The sequence below is a fragment of the Serratia proteamaculans genome (assembly GCF_008830365.1).
GTDB lineage: Bacteria > Pseudomonadota > Gammaproteobacteria > Enterobacterales > Enterobacteriaceae > Serratia > Serratia proteamaculans.
In genome coordinates, this window is sequence record NZ_WBKI01000002.1 from 503708 (window position 1) to 524118 (window position 20411).

General features: G+C 56.2%; 19 protein-coding genes. 1 reads left to right on the forward strand and 18 read right to left on the reverse strand.

Going from position 1 to position 20411, the window contains the following annotated elements; all coding sequences use genetic code 11:
* Positions 1-69: 69 nt before the first annotated feature.
* From odhB to sdhC, 6 genes are all read right to left on the reverse strand, one after another.
* Positions 70-1290 carry a 2-oxoglutarate dehydrogenase complex dihydrolipoyllysine-residue succinyltransferase gene (gene odhB / locus F8R23_RS11405; protein ID WP_129935756.1) on the reverse strand — a complete coding sequence of 407 codons (1221 nt, stop codon included), beginning with the start codon at positions 1288-1290 and terminating at the stop codon, positions 70-72.
* A gap of 11 nt (positions 1291-1301) precedes the next feature.
* Positions 1302-4115 carry a 2-oxoglutarate dehydrogenase E1 component gene (sucA, locus tag F8R23_RS11410; RefSeq protein WP_085115613.1) on the reverse strand — a complete coding sequence of 938 codons (2814 nt, stop codon included), beginning with the start codon at positions 4113-4115 and terminating at the stop codon, positions 1302-1304.
* Between the two features lie 276 nt (positions 4116-4391).
* Positions 4392-5108 carry a succinate dehydrogenase iron-sulfur subunit gene (locus F8R23_RS11415; protein WP_112350067.1) on the reverse strand — a complete coding sequence of 239 codons (717 nt, stop codon included), beginning with the start codon at positions 5106-5108 and terminating at the stop codon, positions 4392-4394.
* A gap of 16 nt (positions 5109-5124) precedes the next feature.
* A complete protein-coding gene (gene sdhA, locus F8R23_RS11420; protein ID WP_085115612.1) occupies positions 5125-6891 on the reverse strand; it encodes a succinate dehydrogenase flavoprotein subunit in 1767 nt (588 codons plus the stop codon).
* A 1-nt stretch (position 6892) separates the two neighbouring features.
* Positions 6893-7240 carry a succinate dehydrogenase membrane anchor subunit gene (gene sdhD, locus F8R23_RS11425; RefSeq protein WP_012005699.1) on the reverse strand — a complete coding sequence of 116 codons (348 nt, stop codon included), beginning with the start codon at positions 7238-7240 and terminating at the stop codon, positions 6893-6895.
* Complete coding sequence (gene sdhC / locus F8R23_RS11430) at positions 7234-7623, reverse strand: succinate dehydrogenase cytochrome b556 subunit (protein WP_004949747.1); 390 nt, start codon at positions 7621-7623, stop codon at positions 7234-7236. The genes sdhD and sdhC overlap by 7 nt, the downstream gene beginning before the upstream one ends.
* A 733-nt stretch (positions 7624-8356) precedes the next feature.
* On the opposite strand from sdhC, the gene F8R23_RS11435 reads away from it, so the two are divergent.
* Entirely contained in the window at positions 8357-9649 is a 1293-nt protein-coding gene (locus tag F8R23_RS11435; RefSeq protein WP_085115611.1) for a citrate synthase, read from the forward strand.
* A gap of 105 nt (positions 9650-9754) precedes the next feature.
* Here the strand turns inward: F8R23_RS11435 and nei are convergent, their stop codons facing one another.
* From nei to F8R23_RS11495, 12 genes are all read right to left on the reverse strand, one after another.
* The gene (gene nei, locus F8R23_RS11440; RefSeq protein ID WP_129938568.1) at positions 9755-10546 is read right to left on the reverse strand and encodes an endonuclease VIII; all 792 of its coding nucleotides are present in this window, start codon (positions 10544-10546) and stop codon (positions 9755-9757) included.
* Between the two features lie 57 nt (positions 10547-10603).
* Entirely contained in the window at positions 10604-11248 is a 645-nt protein-coding gene (pcp, locus tag F8R23_RS11445; RefSeq protein ID WP_129935760.1) for a pyroglutamyl-peptidase I, read from the reverse strand.
* 9 nt (positions 11249-11257) lie between these two features.
* Complete coding sequence (locus F8R23_RS11450; RefSeq protein ID WP_099065130.1) at positions 11258-12277, reverse strand: DUF979 domain-containing protein; 1020 nt, start codon at positions 12275-12277, stop codon at positions 11258-11260.
* Complete coding sequence (locus tag F8R23_RS11455; RefSeq protein ID WP_099065129.1) at positions 12274-13005, reverse strand: DUF969 domain-containing protein; 732 nt, start codon at positions 13003-13005, stop codon at positions 12274-12276. Before F8R23_RS11455 ends, F8R23_RS11450 begins: the two co-directional genes overlap by 4 nt.
* Positions 13006-13065: 60 nt before the next feature.
* Positions 13066-13803: a 5-oxoprolinase subunit PxpA gene (gene pxpA, locus F8R23_RS11460; protein ID WP_151415645.1), complete on the reverse strand. Its 738-nt coding sequence runs from the start codon at positions 13801-13803 to the stop codon at positions 13066-13068.
* The gene (gene pxpC, locus F8R23_RS11465; RefSeq protein ID WP_112350064.1) at positions 13793-14725 is read right to left on the reverse strand and encodes a 5-oxoprolinase subunit PxpC; all 933 of its coding nucleotides are present in this window, start codon (positions 14723-14725) and stop codon (positions 13793-13795) included. The genes pxpA and pxpC overlap by 11 nt, the downstream gene beginning before the upstream one ends.
* Entirely contained in the window at positions 14719-15375 is a 657-nt protein-coding gene (gene pxpB / locus F8R23_RS11470; RefSeq protein WP_129935768.1) for a 5-oxoprolinase subunit PxpB, read from the reverse strand. The genes pxpC and pxpB overlap by 7 nt, the downstream gene beginning before the upstream one ends.
* 162 nt (positions 15376-15537) lie before the next feature.
* A complete protein-coding gene (locus F8R23_RS11475; protein ID WP_129938569.1) occupies positions 15538-16281 on the reverse strand; it encodes a type 2 GTP cyclohydrolase I in 744 nt (247 codons plus the stop codon).
* A gap of 17 nt (positions 16282-16298) precedes the next feature.
* Positions 16299-17279, reverse strand: a complete 981-nt coding sequence (locus tag F8R23_RS11480) for an MBL fold metallo-hydrolase (RefSeq protein ID WP_151415646.1) — start codon at positions 17277-17279, stop codon at positions 16299-16301.
* Positions 17280-17301: 22 nt separating this feature from the next.
* Complete coding sequence (phrB, locus tag F8R23_RS11485) at positions 17302-18732, reverse strand: deoxyribodipyrimidine photo-lyase (RefSeq protein WP_151415647.1); 1431 nt, start codon at positions 18730-18732, stop codon at positions 17302-17304.
* A 15-nt stretch (positions 18733-18747) separates the two neighbouring features.
* Entirely contained in the window at positions 18748-19701 is a 954-nt protein-coding gene (locus F8R23_RS11490) for a YbgA family protein (protein ID WP_129935774.1), read from the reverse strand.
* A gap of 144 nt (positions 19702-19845) precedes the next feature.
* Positions 19846-20052 (reverse strand): YbfA family protein, encoded by a 207-nt coding sequence (locus F8R23_RS11495; protein ID WP_012005686.1) that lies wholly within the window; start codon positions 20050-20052, stop codon positions 19846-19848.
* Between the last annotated feature and the right edge of the window lie 359 nt (positions 20053-20411).

The following is a 20411-nucleotide window of genomic DNA, read 5'->3' on the forward strand; positions in this document are numbered from 1 at the left end:
GGAAAACCGCATGACTTTAGTCGGCCACATAGCACAGAGTGTGGGCGCAGCGTACCGCGCCCATCAGGGTTATACGTCCAGCAGCAGACGAGTTGGATCTTCCAGCATATCTTTTACCGTCACCAGGTAACTGACGGATTCTTTACCGTCGATCAGGCGGTGATCGTAAGACAGAGCCAGATACATCATCGGCAAGATCACAACCTGGCCTTTCACCGCCATTGGGCGATCTTTAATGGCATGCATGCCCAGGATGGCGCTTTGCGGTGGGTTGATGATCGGGGTAGACATCAGTGAACCGAATACGCCACCGTTGGTAATGGTGAAGTTACCGCCGGTCAGCTCTTCCACAGTCAATTTGCCGTCACGGCCTTTGACTGCCAGCTCTTTGATTTTCTTCTCGATATCTGCCATGCCCATGCTGTCTACATCACGCAGGACCGGGGTTACCAGGCCACGTGGAGTAGAAACCGCAATGCTGATATCGAAGTAGTTGTGGTACACCACGTCGGTGCCGTCGATAGACGCGTTCACTTCCGGGAAGCGTTTCAGTGCTTCAACTACCGCTTTGATGTAGAAGGACATAAAGCCCAGACGAACACCGTGGCGTTTTTCGAAGGCTTCACCGTACTGCTTGCGCAGGTCCATGATCGGCTGCATGTTGATTTCGTTGAAGGTGGTCAGCATCGCAGTGCTGTTCTTCGCTTCCAACAGGCGCTCGGCTACGCGCTTGCGCAGACGGGTCATAGGGACGCGTTTTTCACTGCGACCACCCAGAGCGGGCTGCGGTGCGGCTTCAACGGCGGCGGCAGCAGGCTTGTCGGCTTTTTTGCCGTTAGCCAGGTGCGCTTCCACGTCTTCGCGAGTGATACGACCACCCACACCGCTGCCTTTAATGGCGGCAGCATCGAGATCGTGTTCGGCAATCAGGCGACGGATAGCCGGGCTGAGTGCGTCGTTGCTCTCTTCTTCCAGGCTGGCGGTAGCACGCTGGGCCGGAGTGGATTCTTTAGCCTGACTTTTCTCTTGAGTCGGCTTGCCGGAGCTGTCGCCCGGACGAATACGGCCGAGGATCTGACGAGAAAGCACGGTGGCGCCCTCTTCTTCCAGGATCGCATCAAGAATGCCTGCTTCGCTGGCCGGGACTTCCAGCACAACTTTGTCAGTTTCGATTTCAACCAGAACTTCGTCACGCTGGACGCTGTCACCTGGTTTCTTGTGCCAGGTGGCTACGGTCGCATCGGCAACCGATTCAGGAAGGTCAGGAACCAGAATATCTACGCTACTCATTTAGCTTTCCCTTAATCTTTAACAATATTCAGCGCGTCATTAACCAGAGCCTGTTGCTGCTTCTGGTGTACGGACATATAACCGACTGCCGGTGAGGCAGAGGCTGGACGTCCGGCGTAACGTAAAGAAGCCCCGAACGGCACCACTTCACGGAAGTTGTGTTGGCTGCAGTACCAGGCACCCTGGTTCAGCGGCTCTTCCTGACACCAGACGAAATCATGCACGTGAGCATACTTCTCCAGCACCGCCTGAAGGGCCTGATGCGGGAACGGGTACAGTTGCTCAATACGGATGATGGCCACGTCTTTCTGGTCGTTCTTGCGGCGTTGTTCCAGCAGATCGAAATAGACCTTACCTGAGCACATCACCACGCGTTTAACCGCTTTCGGATCCAGATCGTCGATCTCGCCAATCGCCGGCATAAAGGTGCCATTAGCCAGTTCGTCGAGCGAAGAAGTCGCCAGCGGATGACGCAGCAGAGATTTCGGTGACATCACCACCAACGGACGGCGCATACCGCGCAGCGCCTGACGACGCAGCATGTGGTAAACCTGTGCCGGGGTGGACGGGATGCACACCTGCATATTCTGCTCAGCACACAGCTGCAGGTAACGTTCCAGACGCGCAGAGGAGTGCTCTGGGCCCTGACCTTCGTAACCGTGCGGTAGCAGCATTACCAGACCGCACATACGGCCCCATTTCTGCTCGCCGGAGCTGATGAACTGGTCGATCACCACCTGAGCGCCGTTAGCGAAGTCACCGAACTGCGCTTCCCAGATGGTCAGGGTGCGCGGTTCTGCGGTGGCGTAGCCATATTCGAACGCCAGTACAGCTTCTTCAGACAGCACCGAGTCCCAAACTTTGAACTCGCCCTGCCCGCTGTGGACATTGGCCAACGGTACATAGACTGAACCGTTTTTCTGGTTGTGCACTACCGCATGACGGTGGAAGAAGGTGCCGCGACCGGCATCTTCACCGGACAGACGAATCGGAATGCCTTCATCAACCAGAGTGGCGTAAGCCAGCGTTTCCGCTGCGCCCCAGTCAAACGCTTTGTTGCCTGCAGCCATCTCTGCGCGGTCACCGTAGATTTTCGCTACGCGTGACTGCATTTCGATCGCTTCCGGCGCAGTGCTGATGCGACGAGCCAGTTCCTGCAGGCGCTTCATCTCAACCTTGCTTGGGTACTCTTCGTCCCACTCGTGGTTAAGGTACGGCGACCAGGTAAAGGTATGCAGGTTCATCGGACGCCATTCTTCGACCACGCATTCGCCGCGGTCGAGCGCATCACGGTACAGGTTGACCATTTCCGTGGCATCTTCCAGGCTGGCGACTTTTTGTTCGGTCAGAACGTCAGCATAAAGCTTGCGCGGTGTCGGGTGTTTTTTGATCTTCTGGTACATCACCGGCTGGGTTGCACTTGGCTCATCGGCCTCGTTATGCCCATGGCGACGGTAGCAGACCAGATCGATCATCACGTCACGTTTGAAGGTGTTACGGAAATCCAACGCCAGACGGGTCACAAAGGCCACCGCTTCCGGATCGTCAGCATTGACGTGGAAGATCGGCGACTGCACCATCTTGGCGATGTCAGTACAGTATTCGGTAGAACGCGCATCCAACGGGTTGGAGGTGGTGAAACCAACCTGGTTGTTGATCACGATACGTACCGTACCACCCACTTCGTAACCGCGAGCCTGCGACATGTTCAGGGTTTCCTGAACCACGCCCTGGCCGGTAATAGCGGCGTCACCGTGGATGGTGATTGGCAGTACCATGTTGCTGCGCGCTTCGTCAAGACGATCGCGACGGGCACGTACAGAACCCATAACCACCGGGCTGACGATCTCCAGGTGCGACGGGTTAAACGCCAGCGCCAGGTGAACCATGCCGCCTTCGGTTTCTACGTCGGAGGAGAAGCCCTGGTGATATTTCACGTCACCGGTGCCGAGGTGTTCTTTATGTTTGCCGGCAAACTCGTCGAACAGGTCGGCAGGTTTTTTACCCAGCACGTTGATCAACACGTTCAGACGGCCGCGGTGGGCCATGCCCAACACCACTTCGCGCGTACCGTTCTTACCGGCGTGGCGCACCATCTCTTTCAGCATTGGCACCAGCGCATCGCCGCCTTCCAGCGAGAAGCGTTTTGCCCCTGGGAATTTAGCGCCGAGATAGCGTTCCAGGCCTTCCGCTGCGGTCAGCTCGTTCAGGAAACGGCGTTTCTCGTCATTGGTAAAGCTGGCGTGCCCCACCACCGACTCGATACGCTGCTGGATCCAGCGTTTCTCTTCGGTATTGGTGATGTGCATGTATTCCGCACCGATCGAGCCGCAGTAGGTCTGTTTCAACGCAGCGTACAGGTCACCCAGCTTCATGGTTTCTTTGCCGATGGCGAAAGAACCCACGTTAAAGGTTTCCTGGAAGTCGGCGTCGGTCAGGTTGTGGTAGGCAGGTTCAAGGTCAGGAACTTGCTCACGCTGCCACAGACCGAGCGGATCGAGGTTGGCATGCTGATGTCCGCGAAAACGGAAGGCGTTAATCAGCTGCAGTACCTTGACCTGTTTGGCGTCGGTGTCTGGATCGTTGATGGTGGTGTTGTAACGCGCGGAGTCTTTCGCCAGGCGGCGGAAGTAGTCACGCGTTTGAGAGTGAAGCTGATCGGGTTTTACACCCGCGGTTGGTAGCTGTTGAAAAATGGAACGCCAGCTATCTTCAACGGAGCCCGGATCGGTTAAGAAGTCTTCATAGAGCTGTTCTATGTAAGACTGGTTCGCGCCCGCCAGATAGGAGGAATCCAGCCAGGCCTTCATTGCGCCGTTCTGCATCATGATCCCTTAAGCTTTGAAGCTTTAGTTTTCGCCGTGGTTAACATAATTACCGTGATGGATACGGTTTGCCGTAGAAACGGTTCACTCGACGTACTTTTAGCCAAAAGAAAGGCTCGGTACGTTCTGCTATGGACCTTGCGGTCCCTTACAAGGAACCTCTAAAAACCGGCGGGCGAACCAGGCTGCTTAGCGCCGCAGCCGCGGGTCAGTTTTTAGAGGTTCCCTCCTTTGTGATGTGCGCCGGAAACTGCCCGGCGCAGCATCTCATTCCACTTATGCCCCGCGTTGCAGCAGCATAGACTTGATATGACCGATTGCACGCGTCGGATTCAAGCCCTTAGGACATACACTGACACAATTCATAATGCTATGGCAGCGGAAAACACTGAAAGCGTCGTCCAGATCGTCTAAACGTTCTTCCGTTTCCGTGTCACGGCTGTCAATCAGGAAGCGGTACGCCGCCAACAGGCCAGCCGGGCCGATAAACTTGTCAGGGTTCCACCAGAATGACGGGCAAGAGGTCGAACAACAAGCGCATAAAATGCACTCGTACAGACCATCCAGCTTGGCACGATCTTCCGGCGATTGCAGGTGCTCACGCGCCGGCGGGTTCTTGCCGTCGTTCTGCAGGAAAGGCTTGATCTTTTCATACTGGGTATAGAACTGACCCATATCAACCACCAGATCGCGCACCACCGGCAAGCCCGGCAACGGACGGATCACAATCTTTTTGTTGCCTTTGGTCAGCGACGACACCGGAGTGATGCAGGCCAGGCCGTTTTTACCGTTCATGTTGATCCCATCGGAACCACATACGCCTTCACGGCAAGAACGACGGAACGACAGGCTTGGATCTTTTTCTTTCAGCTGGATCAACGCATCCAGCAACATCATGTCGCGACCTTCTTCCGCTTCCAGGCTGTAGTCCTGCATGTGCGGAGCGTCGTCAACATCCGGATTGTAGCGATAAATTGAAAATTCGAGTTTCATCAATCGATCTCCGCAATTAGTAAGAACGCACTTTCGGCGGGAATGCCGGGCGCAGCTTCGGTTGCATGTTCACTTCACGACGCGTCATGCTTTCCGATTGCGGCTGATACAGCGAGTGACACAGCCAGTTGGCATCATCACGTTCCGGGAAGTCGAAGCGGCTGTGTGCGCCACGGCTCTCGGTACGGTAGTTTGCCGACACGGCGGTGGAAAACGCGGTCTCCATCAGGTTATCCAACTCCAGGCATTCGATGCGCTGGGTGTTGAATTCGCTGGAGGTATCGTCCAGACGTGCATTCTTCAGACGTTCACGGATCTCTTTCAGCTCTTCCAGCCCTTTCGCCATCGCATCACCTTCACGGAATACCGAGAAGTTGTGCTGCATACAGGCTTGCAGTGCCTTGCGGATTTCAACCGGATCTTCACCTGAACGGGTGTTGTTCCAGCGGTTCAGACGATCCAGCGACGCTTCCACATCGGATTCGCTGGCATCACGGCTTTCGCCCTGCTCTGCCAGAGATTCGTGCAGATGCATGCCGGCGGCACGGCCAAACACCACCAGGTCCAGCAGCGAGTTGCCGCCCAGACGGTTGGCGCCGTGTACCGATACGCAGGCAATTTCGCCTACGGCGAAAAGCCCCGGGATCACTACGTCTTCACCTTTCTCGTTCACCGTCAACGCCTGGCCGGTCACTTTGGTCGGAATACCGCCCATCATGTAGTGGCAGGTTGGGATAACCGGGATAGGTTCTTTGACTGGATCGACGTGTGCGAAGGTGCGCGACAGTTCCAGAATGCCCGGCAGGCGGGATTCCAGCACCTCTTTACCCAGGTGATCCAGCTTCAGCTTGACGTGTGGGCCCCACGGACCGTCACAACCACGGCCTTCGCGGATTTCAATCATGATCGAACGGGCGACCACATCACGGCCCGCCAGGTCTTTGGCGTTCGGCGCATAGCGCTCCATGAAACGCTCGCCGTGTTTATTCAGCAGGTAACCGCCTTCACCACGACAGCCTTCAGTTACCAGTACCCCGGCACCGGCGATACCGGTCGGGTGGAACTGCCACATTTCCATGTCCTGCACCGGCACGCCGGCGCGCAGCGCCATGCCGACACCGTCACCGGTGTTGATATGGGCGTTGGTGGTGGACTGGTAAATACGGCCTGCACCGCCGGTCGCCAGCACGGTGGCTTTGGCTTTGAAGTAAACCACTTCACCGGTTTCGATGCAGATAGCCGTGGTGCCGACCACCGCGCCATCCTGGTTTTTCACCAGATCCAGCGCATACCACTCGGAGAAGATGGTGGTGTGGTTTTTCAGGTTCTGTTGATACAGGGTATGCAACAGGGCGTGACCGGTACGGTCAGCCGCTGCCGCGGTACGTGCCGCCTGCTCGCCACCGAAGTTCAGTGACTGGCCGCCGAATGGGCGCTGATAGATGCGGCCTTCTTCGGTACGGGAGAACGGCAGCCCCATGTGCTCCAGCTCCAGAACCGCTTCCGGGCCGGTTTTACACATATACTCAATGGCGTCCTGGTCACCGATATAATCGGAACCTTTCACCGTGTCATACATATGCCATTCCCAGTTATCTTCGTGGTTATTACCCAGGGCTACGGTAATGCCGCCCTGCGCAGACACGGTATGGGAACGGGTCGGGAATACTTTGGACAAGAGGGCACAGGTAGAGCCCGTTTGAGAAATTTGCAGTGCCGCGCGCATACCTGCACCGCCTGCACCGATAACTACAGCATCAAACTCTCTGACCGGCAGTTTCATCTTACGCACCCCACACTACGATTGTTCCGTACAGTAAATAGACCAGCAACACGACAACGATCGCCAGTTGCAACACCAGACGTACCGCTACCGGCTTGACGTAATCCGTCAGCACCTGCCACAAACCAATCCAGGCATGAGCCAGAATCGACAGCAGCGTCAGCAGCGTGAACACTTTCGTAATAGAGGTGGCGAAGAAGCCACGCCAGATTTCGTAGGTGAGATCCGGAGCCGTGACGAAGAAGCCCAGGATATACAGAACATACAGGGTGATGACGATAGCGGAAGCACGCAATAACAACCAATCGTGTACGCCGTTGCGTCCTAATGCAGAAACATTGTTTACCATACGAGGACTCCAGCCAGAACTGACAGCACGACGGTCAGACCGATCGCCACCTGGGCAGAACGGGTACCGGCGGCTAAACTCTCTTCGATATAGCCAAAATCCATTAACAAATGGCGAATGCCACCGCAAATGTGATAGGCCAGCGCAGTGAGGATGCCCCAGAATATGAATTTGACAACGAAGCTATTCATGATGGCAGCAGCCTGCATGAAACCCTCTTGGGAAGAGAGTGACAGGCCCAGCAGCCAGAGGAGGATACCCACGGCAACGAAGGTAATTACGCCAGAGACTCGATGTAAGATGGACGCTATCGCAGTTACGGGAAACTGAATCGTTTGCAGATCCAGGTTGACAGGTCTTTGTTTTTTCACGTTTTTGCCCACACAGCTCTTATTATTTTCCTTCCTCCGGCCTGGGCGGGGATCAGACAGCGTTAAGAGCCAAAACCCTCACACGTCACGCGCTCAAACAACAACATCCTCTGTGCTTAAACGGCGCGTAGTTATAACGCTGGGTGCTCCTACTTCAGGGTATCCCGGAGACCTGGCGGCAGTATAGGAGGATCACATTCTGATTACAATTCCCATACAATCCCTTTGGTAACATTTCCCCCGAACAGTGATTTAGATCACGGATTTCACAATTGGCACAAAATTAATTATCTGATTTGACAAGAGATCAACAATTCCATTACATATAGGGGCACAAACGGCCCTATGATGCGCTATAGGTCAGCAGATACACTTCCCCCGATGTTCAAGATATGCAACAGTGTATTTGAAAGAGCCTATCCCAATGGCGGTTTTTGCCGGTCATATTTGCAGCACATTGCCGCAGATAAGCACAAACAAGGCATATAAAACAACCTATTGGGATAGGTTCAACCACCCCCGAACACGTCGTAGGTAAGATTAACAGAACATAACGAATTCCGATGAATCGTTAACAACTGGTCACCCGCCTCGTTCGCCTGGTTAGCACTCTGTACCCTACCCGCGCATTTGCGCAGTCGCTCACAGAGTTAGCGTCCGCTCCATTTTTTGCGGGCAACCTGAGGAGAATTAAGGTATTTCAGTTGTTAGAGGTTTTTAAAATAAGGCGCAAAGGAGACTGTAAATGACTGATAAGAAAGCGACGCTAACCATTAATGATGGTGAAGCTCCAATCGAACTGGGCGTATTGACCCCGACACTGGGCCCCGATGTCCTTGATGTCCGCGCCCTGGGCTCCAAAGGTTATTTCACGTTTGATCCCGGCTTTACCTCTACCGCTTCCTGCGAATCCAAAATCACCTTCATTGACGGTGATAAAGGCGTACTGCTGCACCGCGGCTTCCCGATCGAACAGTTGGCGAAAGAGTCTTCCTATCTGGAAGTGTGCTACATCCTGCTGTACGGCGAGACCCCGACCGCAGAAGAGTTTGAAACCTTCAAAACTACCGTGACACGTCACACCATGATCCACGACCAGATCACCCATCTGTTCCGTGGCTTCCGTCGTGACTCACACCCAATGGCCGTACTGTGCGGTGTGACCGGCGCCCTGGCGGCGTTCTACCACGATGCATTGGACGTCAACAACGAGCGTCACCGCGAGATCACCGCGTTCCGCCTGCTGTCCAAAATGCCTACCGTGGCGGCCATGTGTTACAAATATTCGCTGGGTCAGCCGTTCGTTTATCCGCGTAACGACCTGTCCTACGCCGGTAACTTCCTGCATATGATGTTCGCCACCCCGTGTGAAGAATACGTGGTGAACCCAGTGCTGGAACGCGCGATGGATCGTATCCTGATCCTGCACGCAGACCACGAGCAAAATGCTTCCACTTCCACCGTACGTACCGCAGGCTCTTCAGGCGCTAACCCGTTTGCCTGTATCGCTGCCGGTATCGCTTCTCTGTGGGGGCCGGCACACGGCGGCGCCAACGAAGCCGCACTGAAGATGCTGGAAGAGATCAAGACCGTTGAGCACATCCCTGAGTTCATCAAGCGCGCCAAAGACAAGAACGACTCGTTCCGTCTGATGGGCTTCGGCCACCGCGTGTACAAGAACTATGACCCACGCGCCACCGTGATGCGTGAAACCTGTCACGAAGTGCTGAAAGAACTGAACAAGAAAGATGACAACCTGTTGGAAGTGGCGATGGAGCTGGAACACATCGCGCTGAACGACCCGTACTTCATCGAGAAGAAACTGTACCCGAACGTCGACTTCTACTCAGGCATCATCCTGAAGGCGATGGGTATTCCTTCTTCCATGTTCACCGTTATCTTTGCCATCGCCCGTACCATCGGCTGGATTGCGCACTGGAACGAAATGCATGACGAAGGCATCAAGATTGCCCGTCCGCGTCAGTTGTACACCGGCTATGCCGAGCGTGATTTCAAGTCCCAACTGAAAAACCAATAACGCCGCTTTACCCTACATAAAGCAGCAAAACGCCGTCCCCTTGGACGGCGTTTTTTTTGCCCTATCCCCAGGAAGAGGGGCGGGGTGAGGGAAACATTGAATAACCTATTTCTGACAACCCAGGCACCAATAAAAGGGTCGTGAAGACAGCGTCGTGCGCTCGATCATCGCACCGCATCGCTCGCAAGGTTCGCCACTGCGATGGAACACCTTAAAACTGAACAACGCGCCGTGGTGGCGGTTTTCATCCACTTGCCCGCGCGTCTGGTAAGACAAACGAGGCACCGCCAGCAACACCTCCGCCAGTCGCTGTAAAACATCAGGTTCCAGATCCTGTGGCTTATGTTGAGGTGCCAGTTCAGCCTGCCAGAGAATTTCAGCCCGCAGATAATTGCCCAACCCGGCAAGAAATGCCTGATCGAGCAACATGCCGCCCAGTTGCCTGCGGCGAAACGCCGGCGATAACAGCCGCTGTTCTACCGCCATCGTCGTTAACGTCATATCCAGCACGTCGGGGCCGATACGCTGTAGGAACGGGTGCTGTTCTATTTCTTCACGCGGCCCGACGGTAATCTCCGAGGCGCTGTACAGCAAAATCGCCCGCTCCGCCGTTTCCAGTCGCACGCGCAGATCCCGCTTGGTTTCCGGCGTCTCCCCCGCTTTCACCACCTTCCATACGCCATACAATTGGTTATGGCTATACAGCGTCAGTCCGTTGGAAAAGTGGGTCAATAGTGCCTTACCTCGCGGCTCAATAGCGATAATACGCTCACCGATTAACCGGTCGCGGTAGTGTTTAAGCTGGGGAAAGGCAAAACCGACTTCGGTCAGCGGCTGGTCGATCACCGCCGCCGCCAGTGCATCCGCCGCCCGGCGAATTTCCGGTCCTTCCGGCATATGAAAACTCCTGAGTGGACCCCAGTGCAGCAAAGTGCACCGGGGGGATAACTGCGGTTAATGCGTCGCACCGCCGACAACCTTCAGATCGTACTCAACCTGTAGCGCAATGGAAATGGCCAGTTCCAATGCAAACAACACCGTGGTCGCCGCCATGCTTGGCGCGCCCGGGTGAGCAGCAGCCTGTTCCGGCAGATAAGGGATATGAATAAACCCGCCCTTGATTGCCTGCTGGTCGCTTAAACGGTGCAACAAACCGTACATCACGTGGTTGCAGACATAGGTGCCGGCCGTTTGCGATACCGAGGCGGGGATGCCCGCTTCACGCATCGAGCCCACCATAGCCTTGATCGGCAGCGTGCTGAAATAGGCTGCCGGTCCGCTTTCAACAATAGGTTCGTCGATCGGCTGTTTCCCTTGATTATCGGGAATTCGTGCATCATCGACGTTGATCGCCACCCGTTCGAGGGTGATGTCGGTACGCCCACCGGCCTGGCCGATAGCCAACACCATCACCGGCTGCACTTCCTCAATCGCCGTATTCAGTGCTTCCAGCGCTGCGCCAAACACACAGGGCAGTTGGCGCGCAATGATACGTGCACCGGCCAGTTCCATATCATTAAGTTGCTTGACCACTTCCCACGAAGGATTAACGCGTTCGCCGCCAAAGGGCTCAAAGCCCGTAATCAATACCTTTCGCATGCGTTCTCCTTACAGGAACATCAGGAAATAAAGCAGGAATACGTTGACCAACAACAGCAGCACCCCGGTCGGGATCTGTGCCTTGATCACCGCATTCTTGTCCGGCAATTCCAGCAACGCCGCCGGTACAATATTAAAGTTAGCAGCCATTGGCGTCATCAGCGTGCCGCAATAGCCGGAAAACATACCGATAGCCGCCATCACTGCCGGGTTACCGCCGTGCTGCAGCACCAGGATCGGGATGCCGATACCGGCGGTGACAATCGGGAAAGCCGCAAAGGCGTTGCCCATAATCATGGTCAACAGCGCCATGCCGATGGCATAAACCGCCACTGCGATAAAGCGGTTATCGACGGCCAGATACTCCTGGGTCAGATGAGAAATTGCCGTACCGACACCAGCAGTGGTAAACAGCAGGCCCAGCGTGGCGAGGATTTGCGGCAAAATAAACGCCCAGCCGATGGAGTCCAGCAGGCGACGCGCTTCCTGGATCGGCTGCAGCGCTTTTTCATGGGTCATTTTTACTGCGATAACCAGGCCAAGCAAACAACCGGCGGTCATCGAAAACAGGGTAATCAAGGTGGCATGGTTGCCGCTGCCGAAGACCGCAGTTTGCAGCGCCGGAATATTATTGAACAGCAGCACGCCCACCACCGTCACCACCGGGATTGCCAGCGCCGGGATAAACAGCCGGTTGCCCAGACGTTTGGCGCTCTCTTCGCGCTGCTGCGGGGTACGTTGGTGATAACTGCCCAAACGCACACCGCCGAAACCGGCGATCAACGCCATGATCACCACTACCACGCCGACAATGATGTGCAGCATGCGTTTCTCGTTGCTGCCTTCACCCAGCACGTCGCCCAACAGGCTATAGGTCCAGTCGCCAACCAGGAACACCAGGCCATACAGTGCCCAGAACAGGCCAGTGGTGACGCGGCGCGGGTTGGCACGATCGCGGAATGACATCACCGCCACGATCAGCAGTACTACCCCGGCCAGCCAGTAGAGATATTGTTGTTGGAAAGTCATTGGGCATCTCCTTTGGCCTGCAGCGCCGCCTGGTTGAGCTGCGACAGTTCAGCGCTGAGCTGTTTATCCATCCGGTAAAGCCGGAACGCATGGATCAGGAAGGCAAAAATGGCGGTAGGAATGCCCCATAAGGCGATATGCAACGGCTCGGTCTGGATGCCGCCGGATTCCAGCATAAAGTTGTGCATGAAGATGATTGCGCCGAAGGCGACAAAAATATCTTCGCCAAAGAACAAGCCGACGTTATCCGTGGCGGCAGACATGGCACGCAGACGGTGACGCGTACGCTCCGGCAGCTCGCCGTAACGGTTTTCCGCCGCCCCTTCAGCCATCGGCGCCAGCAGTGGGCGCACCATTTGCGGGTGACCGCCCAGGCTGGTCAGCCCCATGGCGGCGGTAATTTCACGCACGAACAGATAGACGATCAGCAAACGTCCGGCGGTGGCACTTTTGATCTTGGCGATCCACGCCTGTGCGCGTTCTTTCAGACCGTGACGTTCCAGCAGGCCGATCACCGCCAATGGCAGCAACAGGATCAGCGGCAGGTTACGAGTATTGAGGAAGCCTTCGCCCAGTTTCTCCAGGATCACGTCCAGCGGCATCAGTGCCGCCAGACCGGTGATAATGCCGGCGGCAATCACTACCAGCACTGGGTTAAAGCGTAAAACAAATCCAACCACGATGGCAGCTATACCAATCAGTGGCCATAAGTTAACGGCCTGTTCCATAGTATTCCCTCGGTAATTTCTAATAGTTTTTGTTGTGTTGTGTGTTGTGTATGAACTGCCTTACTGAGCGTTGACGCTGATGCCTTCCAGGGCAAAACGTTCGCGCAGCGTGCGCGCATATTCCAGCGCGTGTTCACCGTCGCCGTGCAGGCAGACGGTTTCAGCCTGAACGGCGGCCCAGGTGCCGTCCAGGGTGCGAACCCGGTGGTGACGTACCATTTCCAGCGTTTGTGCCAGCGCCAGTTCATCGCTGGTAATCAGTGCCCCTGGCTGACCGCGAGGGACCAAGGTGCCGTTGGCCTGGTAGCCGCGATCGGCGAACACTTCCTGCCGCGTTACCAGCCCCTGTTTTTCACCGGCGCGGATCAACTCGCTGCCTGCCAACCCCACCAGCCGCAGCGTTGGATCGACCGCTTTAACCGCCCGGGCGATGGCTTCCGCCAGTTCCGGTTCTACCGCCGCCTGGTTGTACAGCATGCCGTGCGGTTTGACGTGAACCATCACCCCACCTTCAGCACGGGCGATCGCCGCCAGCGCGCCAAGCTGATACACCACCTGCGCGTAAATCGTTTCCGCTGGCAGCTGCATGCGGGTGCGGCCAAAGTTCTCGCGATCGGGAAAACTCGGGTGCGCGCCAATGGCTACGCCGTATTCCAGCGCCCAACGCACCGATTGCCGCATAGTTTGTGCATCACCGGCGTGAAAACCACAGGCGATATTGGCCGAACTAACCAGTTGCAGCAACGCCTGATCGTTGGCGCAGCCCTCGCCGAGATCGGCGTTCAAATCAACGATCATTTAACCCCCAGGCAATCTGTTGGATAAAGTGTTCCTGTTCGACCCTGGCGCGTTGTGCCTCGGCCAAAGTACAGGGAACAAAGTGGATGGCTTCACCCAGACGGATCTGCGCCAGATGGTAAAGATCGGCTTCGATCACGCAGGCAATACGCGGGTAACCACCGGTTGTCTGCGCATCCGCCATCAGCACGATTGGCTGGCCGTTGTGCGGTACCTGCACCACCCCCGGTAACAGGCCGTGCGACAGCATTTCGCGGTCAGTGGTGCGGCTCAGCGCATGGCTGCCGTGCAGACGATAACCCATACGGTTACTTTGCGGGCTCAGTTGCCAGGCGGTACGCCAGAAAGCCTCTTTCGCCTCTTCGCTGAATTCATCATATTCCGGCCCCGGTAACGCCCGGATACGGTTGTTAAACAGCGGTTGCTTCACGCCGGTGCTCTGCCGTGGCAATGAATGGCCTTGCCCCAGCGGCAGGCTGTCGCCATCGCGCAGGTTGCGCCCTTCCAGCCCGCCAAAGGCGGCTTTGTTATCGGTGCTGCGCGAACCGAGCATTTCCGGTACCGCAATGCCCCCGCCGATCGCCAGATAGGTGCGCATACCGCGTTTTGGCGTTTTCAGTATGAGCTGTTGGCCCGAATTAACCGGATAACGCCAGCCGGTCCACAGCGGTTTTCCGTCCAATTGCGCATCGCAACCGGCCCCGGTCAGAGCGATCCAACCTGGCTGAGTAAATTCGGCGCTAAATTGCCCAAGGGTGATTTCCAGCCCGGCAGCATGGGCGTCATTGCCCACCAGCAGGTTGGCGATCCTCAGCGCAGGTTCGTCGAGCGCCCCGCCCTGGCTAACGCCCAGACGACGGAAACCGTTACGGCCCAGATCCTGCACCGTGGTGTAGATGCCCGCACGCAAGATCTTCAGCATACTCCCTCCTTCTGCGGCACAAACCGCACGCTATCGCCGGGGCGCAGCAAGGTTGGTGGCATTTCATGGGGATTAAACAGTGCCAGCGGAGTACGGCCAATCAACTGCCAGCCACCGGGGGTGTTCAATGGATAAATTCCGGTTTGGCTGCCACCGATGCCGACGGAGCCTGCCGCCACGGACAGGCGCGGTTCGGCTCGGCGCGGCGTTGCCAACTTTTCCGGCATGCCGCCCATGTAGGAGAAACCAGGCTGAAAGCCAAGGAAATAGACCACGTAGGCCGCTGAGGAGTGACATTCCACCACCTGCTGCGGCGTCATGCCGGTGTGGCGGGCCACTTCATCCAGGTCGGGGCCATCCTGACCGCCATAGATCACCGGAATATCCACCTGACGCGATTCTGGTATCAGACTTTCCTTGCTGTCCCACCCCTGTTGCAATAGCGCCAGCATCGCTTGCGCGTCGGCCTGCGGCGTATTCAGCAGCAGCGTAAGATTGTTCATGCCCGGTATCACTTCACACACATCGGGATGATGATTCAGTTTTTCGGCCAGCGCCCAGATCCGCTGCTGACTTGGCAGCGTCACCGGTGGCGACAGTTCAAGCACTACCGCTCTTTCACCTAATAAGTAACATCGTGCTCGTTGCACCCTTTTCCCCTTATCCCCGTCATCTTTTATTATTTTCAAAACCCATCTGTTATGCGTGACAGCGCGCTGGCTGTCAATAGAACAACCTTTGAGAAAATAAGGGATTAGGCTATTAAAAGGATTCAGCCACGGTAAAAACCGGGCTGGATCCTGGAGAGGAAATCAGGCGGGATTGGGGATATCGATAAAGGTCACATCAAAACCATGATGATGGGCCAGCCATTCACCGAGCGCTTTGACGCCACCACGCTCAGTGGCGTGGTGGCCGGCAGCAAAGAAGTGAATGCCCATTTCCCTCGCGCTGTGAATAGTTTGTTCAGAGACCTCACCGCTGATGAAGGCATCTACGCCCAAGCGTGCGGCGCTGTCGATGAAGCCCTGACCACCGCCGGTACACCAGGCCACACGGCGGATATGCGCCGGTGCGTTATCGCCACAGTGCAGCACCGCACGGCCCAGACGGCTCTCGATGCGCTGTTGCAGTTCAACGCCAGTCAGCGGCTGCTCGAATTCACCGTGCGGCACCAACGGCTCCACTTCGCCAACCACTCGGATGCCCAGCAAATGCGCCAACTGTGCGTTGTTACCCAGCACCGGATGCGCGTCCAGCGGCAGGTGATAAGCGTACAGGTTGATGTCATTGCTCAGCAGCGTTTTCAGCCGGTTACGCTTCATACCACGAACCGAGGGCGCTTCGTTTTTCCAGAAATAACCGTGATGCACCACAATGGCGTCCGCCTGGTGATCCACTGCGGCATCCAGCAGTGCCTGACAGGCGGTCACGCCGGTGACAATACGCTGCACGTGCGGCCGCCCTTCCACCTGCAGGCCATTCGGACCGTAATCCTGAAAGGCCGCGGTGTTCAGTTCGTTATTGATCAACTGTTCCAGATCGAGGTTACGCATAGAATTCTCTCTTCAATTCAAAATGTCTGCCGTTCGCCCTGTTCCATCAGGAGAAATTTTACGCCCAGGTTGTTACCCTGATCCAACTGCTGTTTGATGGTCGCACGCACATCTTCCCCCTGCTTCAGGCTGGGCTTGATATGGCTGATCACCACCGGGAAATCTTTCAGCGAGCCTTCCCCCCCGCTGTACTGGGTCAGACTTTTCAGCTCCTTCAACAACCAGGCAGGCGTCAGGTGGCCATACAGTTTTTTATCTTCCACCTCATTGGGATAGGAGGTTTCAATAATCATCCCTTTCAGTTTTTTCTGTTCGATAAGCGGCCCCAGCACGCGCCAGGCACTATCCAGATTGCGTGATTGCTCGAGGGCATCCGCCCCGGTGTCGCCGAAATAGGCGAAAGATCCGCTGCGATCAGACACCAACAGCATTGAGGAAGGGTAGCGATCATGACTGAGCGGATACATCACGCCACTCAGACCAGTGACGCCCAGGGTCACGCGTTGCTGCGGCCTTACCGTTTGCAGCCGGTAGGTCCCCAAGCGTGAACCATTGCCGGAGTCGGTAAAGTTAGGCCAGGCCTTCCAGTTAAAGTAATGATTGCGCAGGGTCAAAATGGTATCGGCCTGGGCATAGATATTCTTTTTAGTGTCTTCCGGCGCGCCAATAATCAGCCCTGCCACGTGGTCAAGATGGCCGTGGCTGATAAAGTAGGCGCCGATCAACTGGCGAAATATGTAGCCCTGCTGGGTATAAGGCGCGGCCAACTCAAGGGTAACCTGCGGGAAACTGCCTTTCTCCAGCCCTTTGGCAATCCCCGGCAGCAGTGAACCGGCATCCAGCGCCAGATACTGCGGCTGGCTGTCGTTGCGGATCAGGTAGGAGGTCAGATTGCCGTCGCTGACGCCGCCGTCCACGCCCAGCGCCACCACGTCAAAGCCGGCCAGCGCCAGAGCTGAATAGCCACTCAGACACAGGGCCAGCACCTTTTTCATCATTATTTCGCTCCTTGCTGTTACCTTAATATTCCCCGCGCTTCGCCGCTTCAAAGGCAGCCAGCGTCTCCAGCCGCACCTGCTTGTGGTCGACAATCGGCAGCGGATAATCCAGCACGCGCTGCTGTTGTTCCGCCCAGCGATGGGGTTGATGGATAGCATTGTCCGGTACATCCGCCAGCTCGGGCAACCATTTACGGATAAAAGTGCCTTGCGGATCAAAACGTTCGCCCTGAGTGGTCGGGTTAAAGATGCGGAAATACGGCGCGGCGTCGGTGCCGGTTGAGGCTGCCCACTGCCAACCGCCGTTATTAGCCGCCAGATCGCCGTCCAACAGTTGGGCCATGAAATAGCGTTCACCGGCACGCCAGTCGATCAGCAAGTCTTTCACCAGAAAGCTGGCGCTGATCATGCGTAACCGGTTGTGCATCCAGCCGGTGGTATTCAACTGGCGCATGGCGGCATCGACAATCGGGTAGCCGGTGGCACCCTGCTGCCATGCCTGCAACAGGGCCTGGTTATCCCGCCAGCGTACCCTATCCGTCCAATCGATAAAGGGACGGTGCTTGCATAACGCAGGATAGGCCACCATCAGATGCCGATAAAACTCGCGCCAAATCAGCTCATTCAGCCAGCCAAAGGCACCGCTGTCGTGATTTTCCAGCAGTTGCGGGCATTCAGCGCGCAGGCGGTTGAAGCACTGTCGTGGCGACAACGCGCCAATCGCCAGATAGGGCGACAGACTGCTGGTACCGGCAATGGCAGGCCGATCCCGCTGTTCAAGGTAATCCTGCACCTGCTCACGGCAAAAGGTACGCAGCCGCTGCAACGCCGCCTCTTCCCCGGCGGGAAAATCCCCCGAGGGCTCGGCCGGCGGATAATCAAATCCCGCAAGGACGGTAGCTACCGACAATGCACCGCTCGCCCGTGGTTTGGGCGCCGGTAAGGAGCGAACGTCGGATTCAGTCAGGCGCTGGATAAAGGCTTTACGGAATGGCGTATAGATTTTGTACATTTCGCCACCGCCGGTTTTCACGCTGCCCGGCGGCAACAGCAGGCTGTCATCAAAGCTCTGGCAAATCACCTTCCCGGACAAACGCTGCTCCAGCCGTTGATCGCGTTGGCGTTCGTTGATTTCGTACTGGCGATTGTAAAACAGCGTATCCACCCGCTCCTGCGCGCAATACGCCGTCAACCAGTCAACCGAGGCGGCAAAATCATCACACTGGTGGTAGCTAAGCGGAATGCCCCGTTCGGCAAGGGCCTGCTGCACCTGCAGCAAATTGGCATGGATAAATTCAGCCTGACGCGGCGCCATCTCGTGCTGCCGCCATTGTTGCGGGGTGGCAATAAATACCGCCAGCACGCGGGCGTCGGGATCGCTGCAGGCGGCGTACAGCGCTTTGTTGTCGGTCATACGCAGATCGTTACGCAACCAGACCAAATGCGTGGTCATAAAACTCCTTGTCAGTTAGTGGCCATAACGCAGGCGCAACGCCTCGGGATAGGGTTCGAAATAGCGTTGATCGGCCAGATAGCGATCGGGGTATTCGGCCATGTAATGTTTAAGTAGCGTGATCGGTGCCAGCAGCGGCTGCACGCCCTGCCGATAACGGTCGATCAACTGTGCCAGTTCCTGGCGCTGCGCCGAACTCAGGTGGCTGCGGAAATACCCCTGCACGTGCATCAGCACGTTGGTGTGGTTGCGGCGCGTCGCCTTGTGCGCCAGCAGTTTCATCAGCCGGCTGCGGTATTCAATCGCGAACGCCTCCAGCGAGGTCCATTTATCCACGTCTGCCACAAAACGCCCTAACTCACGATATTCCGGCTGCGAATGCGCCAACAGCGATAGCTTATAGCGGCTGTGGAAGGCGATCAGCCCGCCTCGGGTCAGCCCCTTGCGCCACAGCATGTTCAACTCATACAGCGCGTAAACTCGCTCGACAAAGTTTTCCCGCAGCGTTGCGTCATTCAGCCGTCCGTCCTCTTCCACCGGCAGCCAGGGCATTTGGCGTAGCAACTCGGCGGTGAACAGCCCGACGCCACTTTTACGTGCGCCCTCACCGTTTTCATCATACAGCCGCACCCGCTCCATCCCGCAGCTTGGCGAATTGGCACAAACAATGTAGCCACACAGGTTCTGCAAGGCGGTAATTCGCTGGGCGGAAAACTGCTGCATCTTGTCTGTCACATCGATGCTGTCGTCGTTGCTGTAGCGCAGCGCCACATGATGCGGTTTTTTGATCAACCGCAGCGCCGGACGCGGCGTCGACAGGCCGATCGCCATTTCCGGGCAAATCGCCTCAAACTTTACATAGGGTGCCAGTTGTTCCACCGCGAAGGCCAACCGTTTGTGGCCGCCGTCAAAACGCACCGTCTCGCCCAGCAGGCAGGCGCTGATCCCGATAGGAATTTTGTCACTCATTGATGGGCTCCCGCAGTATTGGATGATGTTAAAAGTGTAGAGGAATTTGCGTCAGGAGACGAACGTTACCAGCACTAAGGCCGAATAGCGCCCATAAAAAAACCCTCGCTGAGAAGCGAGGGTTTCAGGGGAAAGCGGGGGCGATCAGTAAAAATCGCAGGCCGCCAGTTCCGCCTGTTGCAGCCAGACAGGTTTATCGCTGGTTTTTGACCAGACACGGTGCAAATAGCTGTAAAAACGGGCGCGGTCGCTGCGGAACAGCATTACCGGTAAAGCCAACACACCTGCCAGGATCACTGCGCTGCGACGCAGGAGAATCCGATGCAATGAATAAGCTGGGTAGATAGACATGCGAACCTCCTTAAAAACGCCCGGCCGTCGATTTGTCTTGGAAACAGCACTGGCGTAAACCATTAAACGGGATGATTTGGTAACTGGACAAAATTTTAGCGCAACTGATGAAAGTTTACTACTCATCCGACCACTAAATTGGTCAAAAAATCGCAAATAAATGCGCCATTCCGTAACTTTGTTACAACCAAGTTAATAATTAACTAACCATTGGTTACATTGTGGATATTGACCACCGGTTTACGCCAACCACTCTGCCTGGAAAGGCAAAGCGCTGCTCCAAACGCGCCGCCCGCCACAAAACCCTCGATGAAAAGCCATTTTTCGCTGTAATTTCAGCCATTTTTATACTTTTTTTA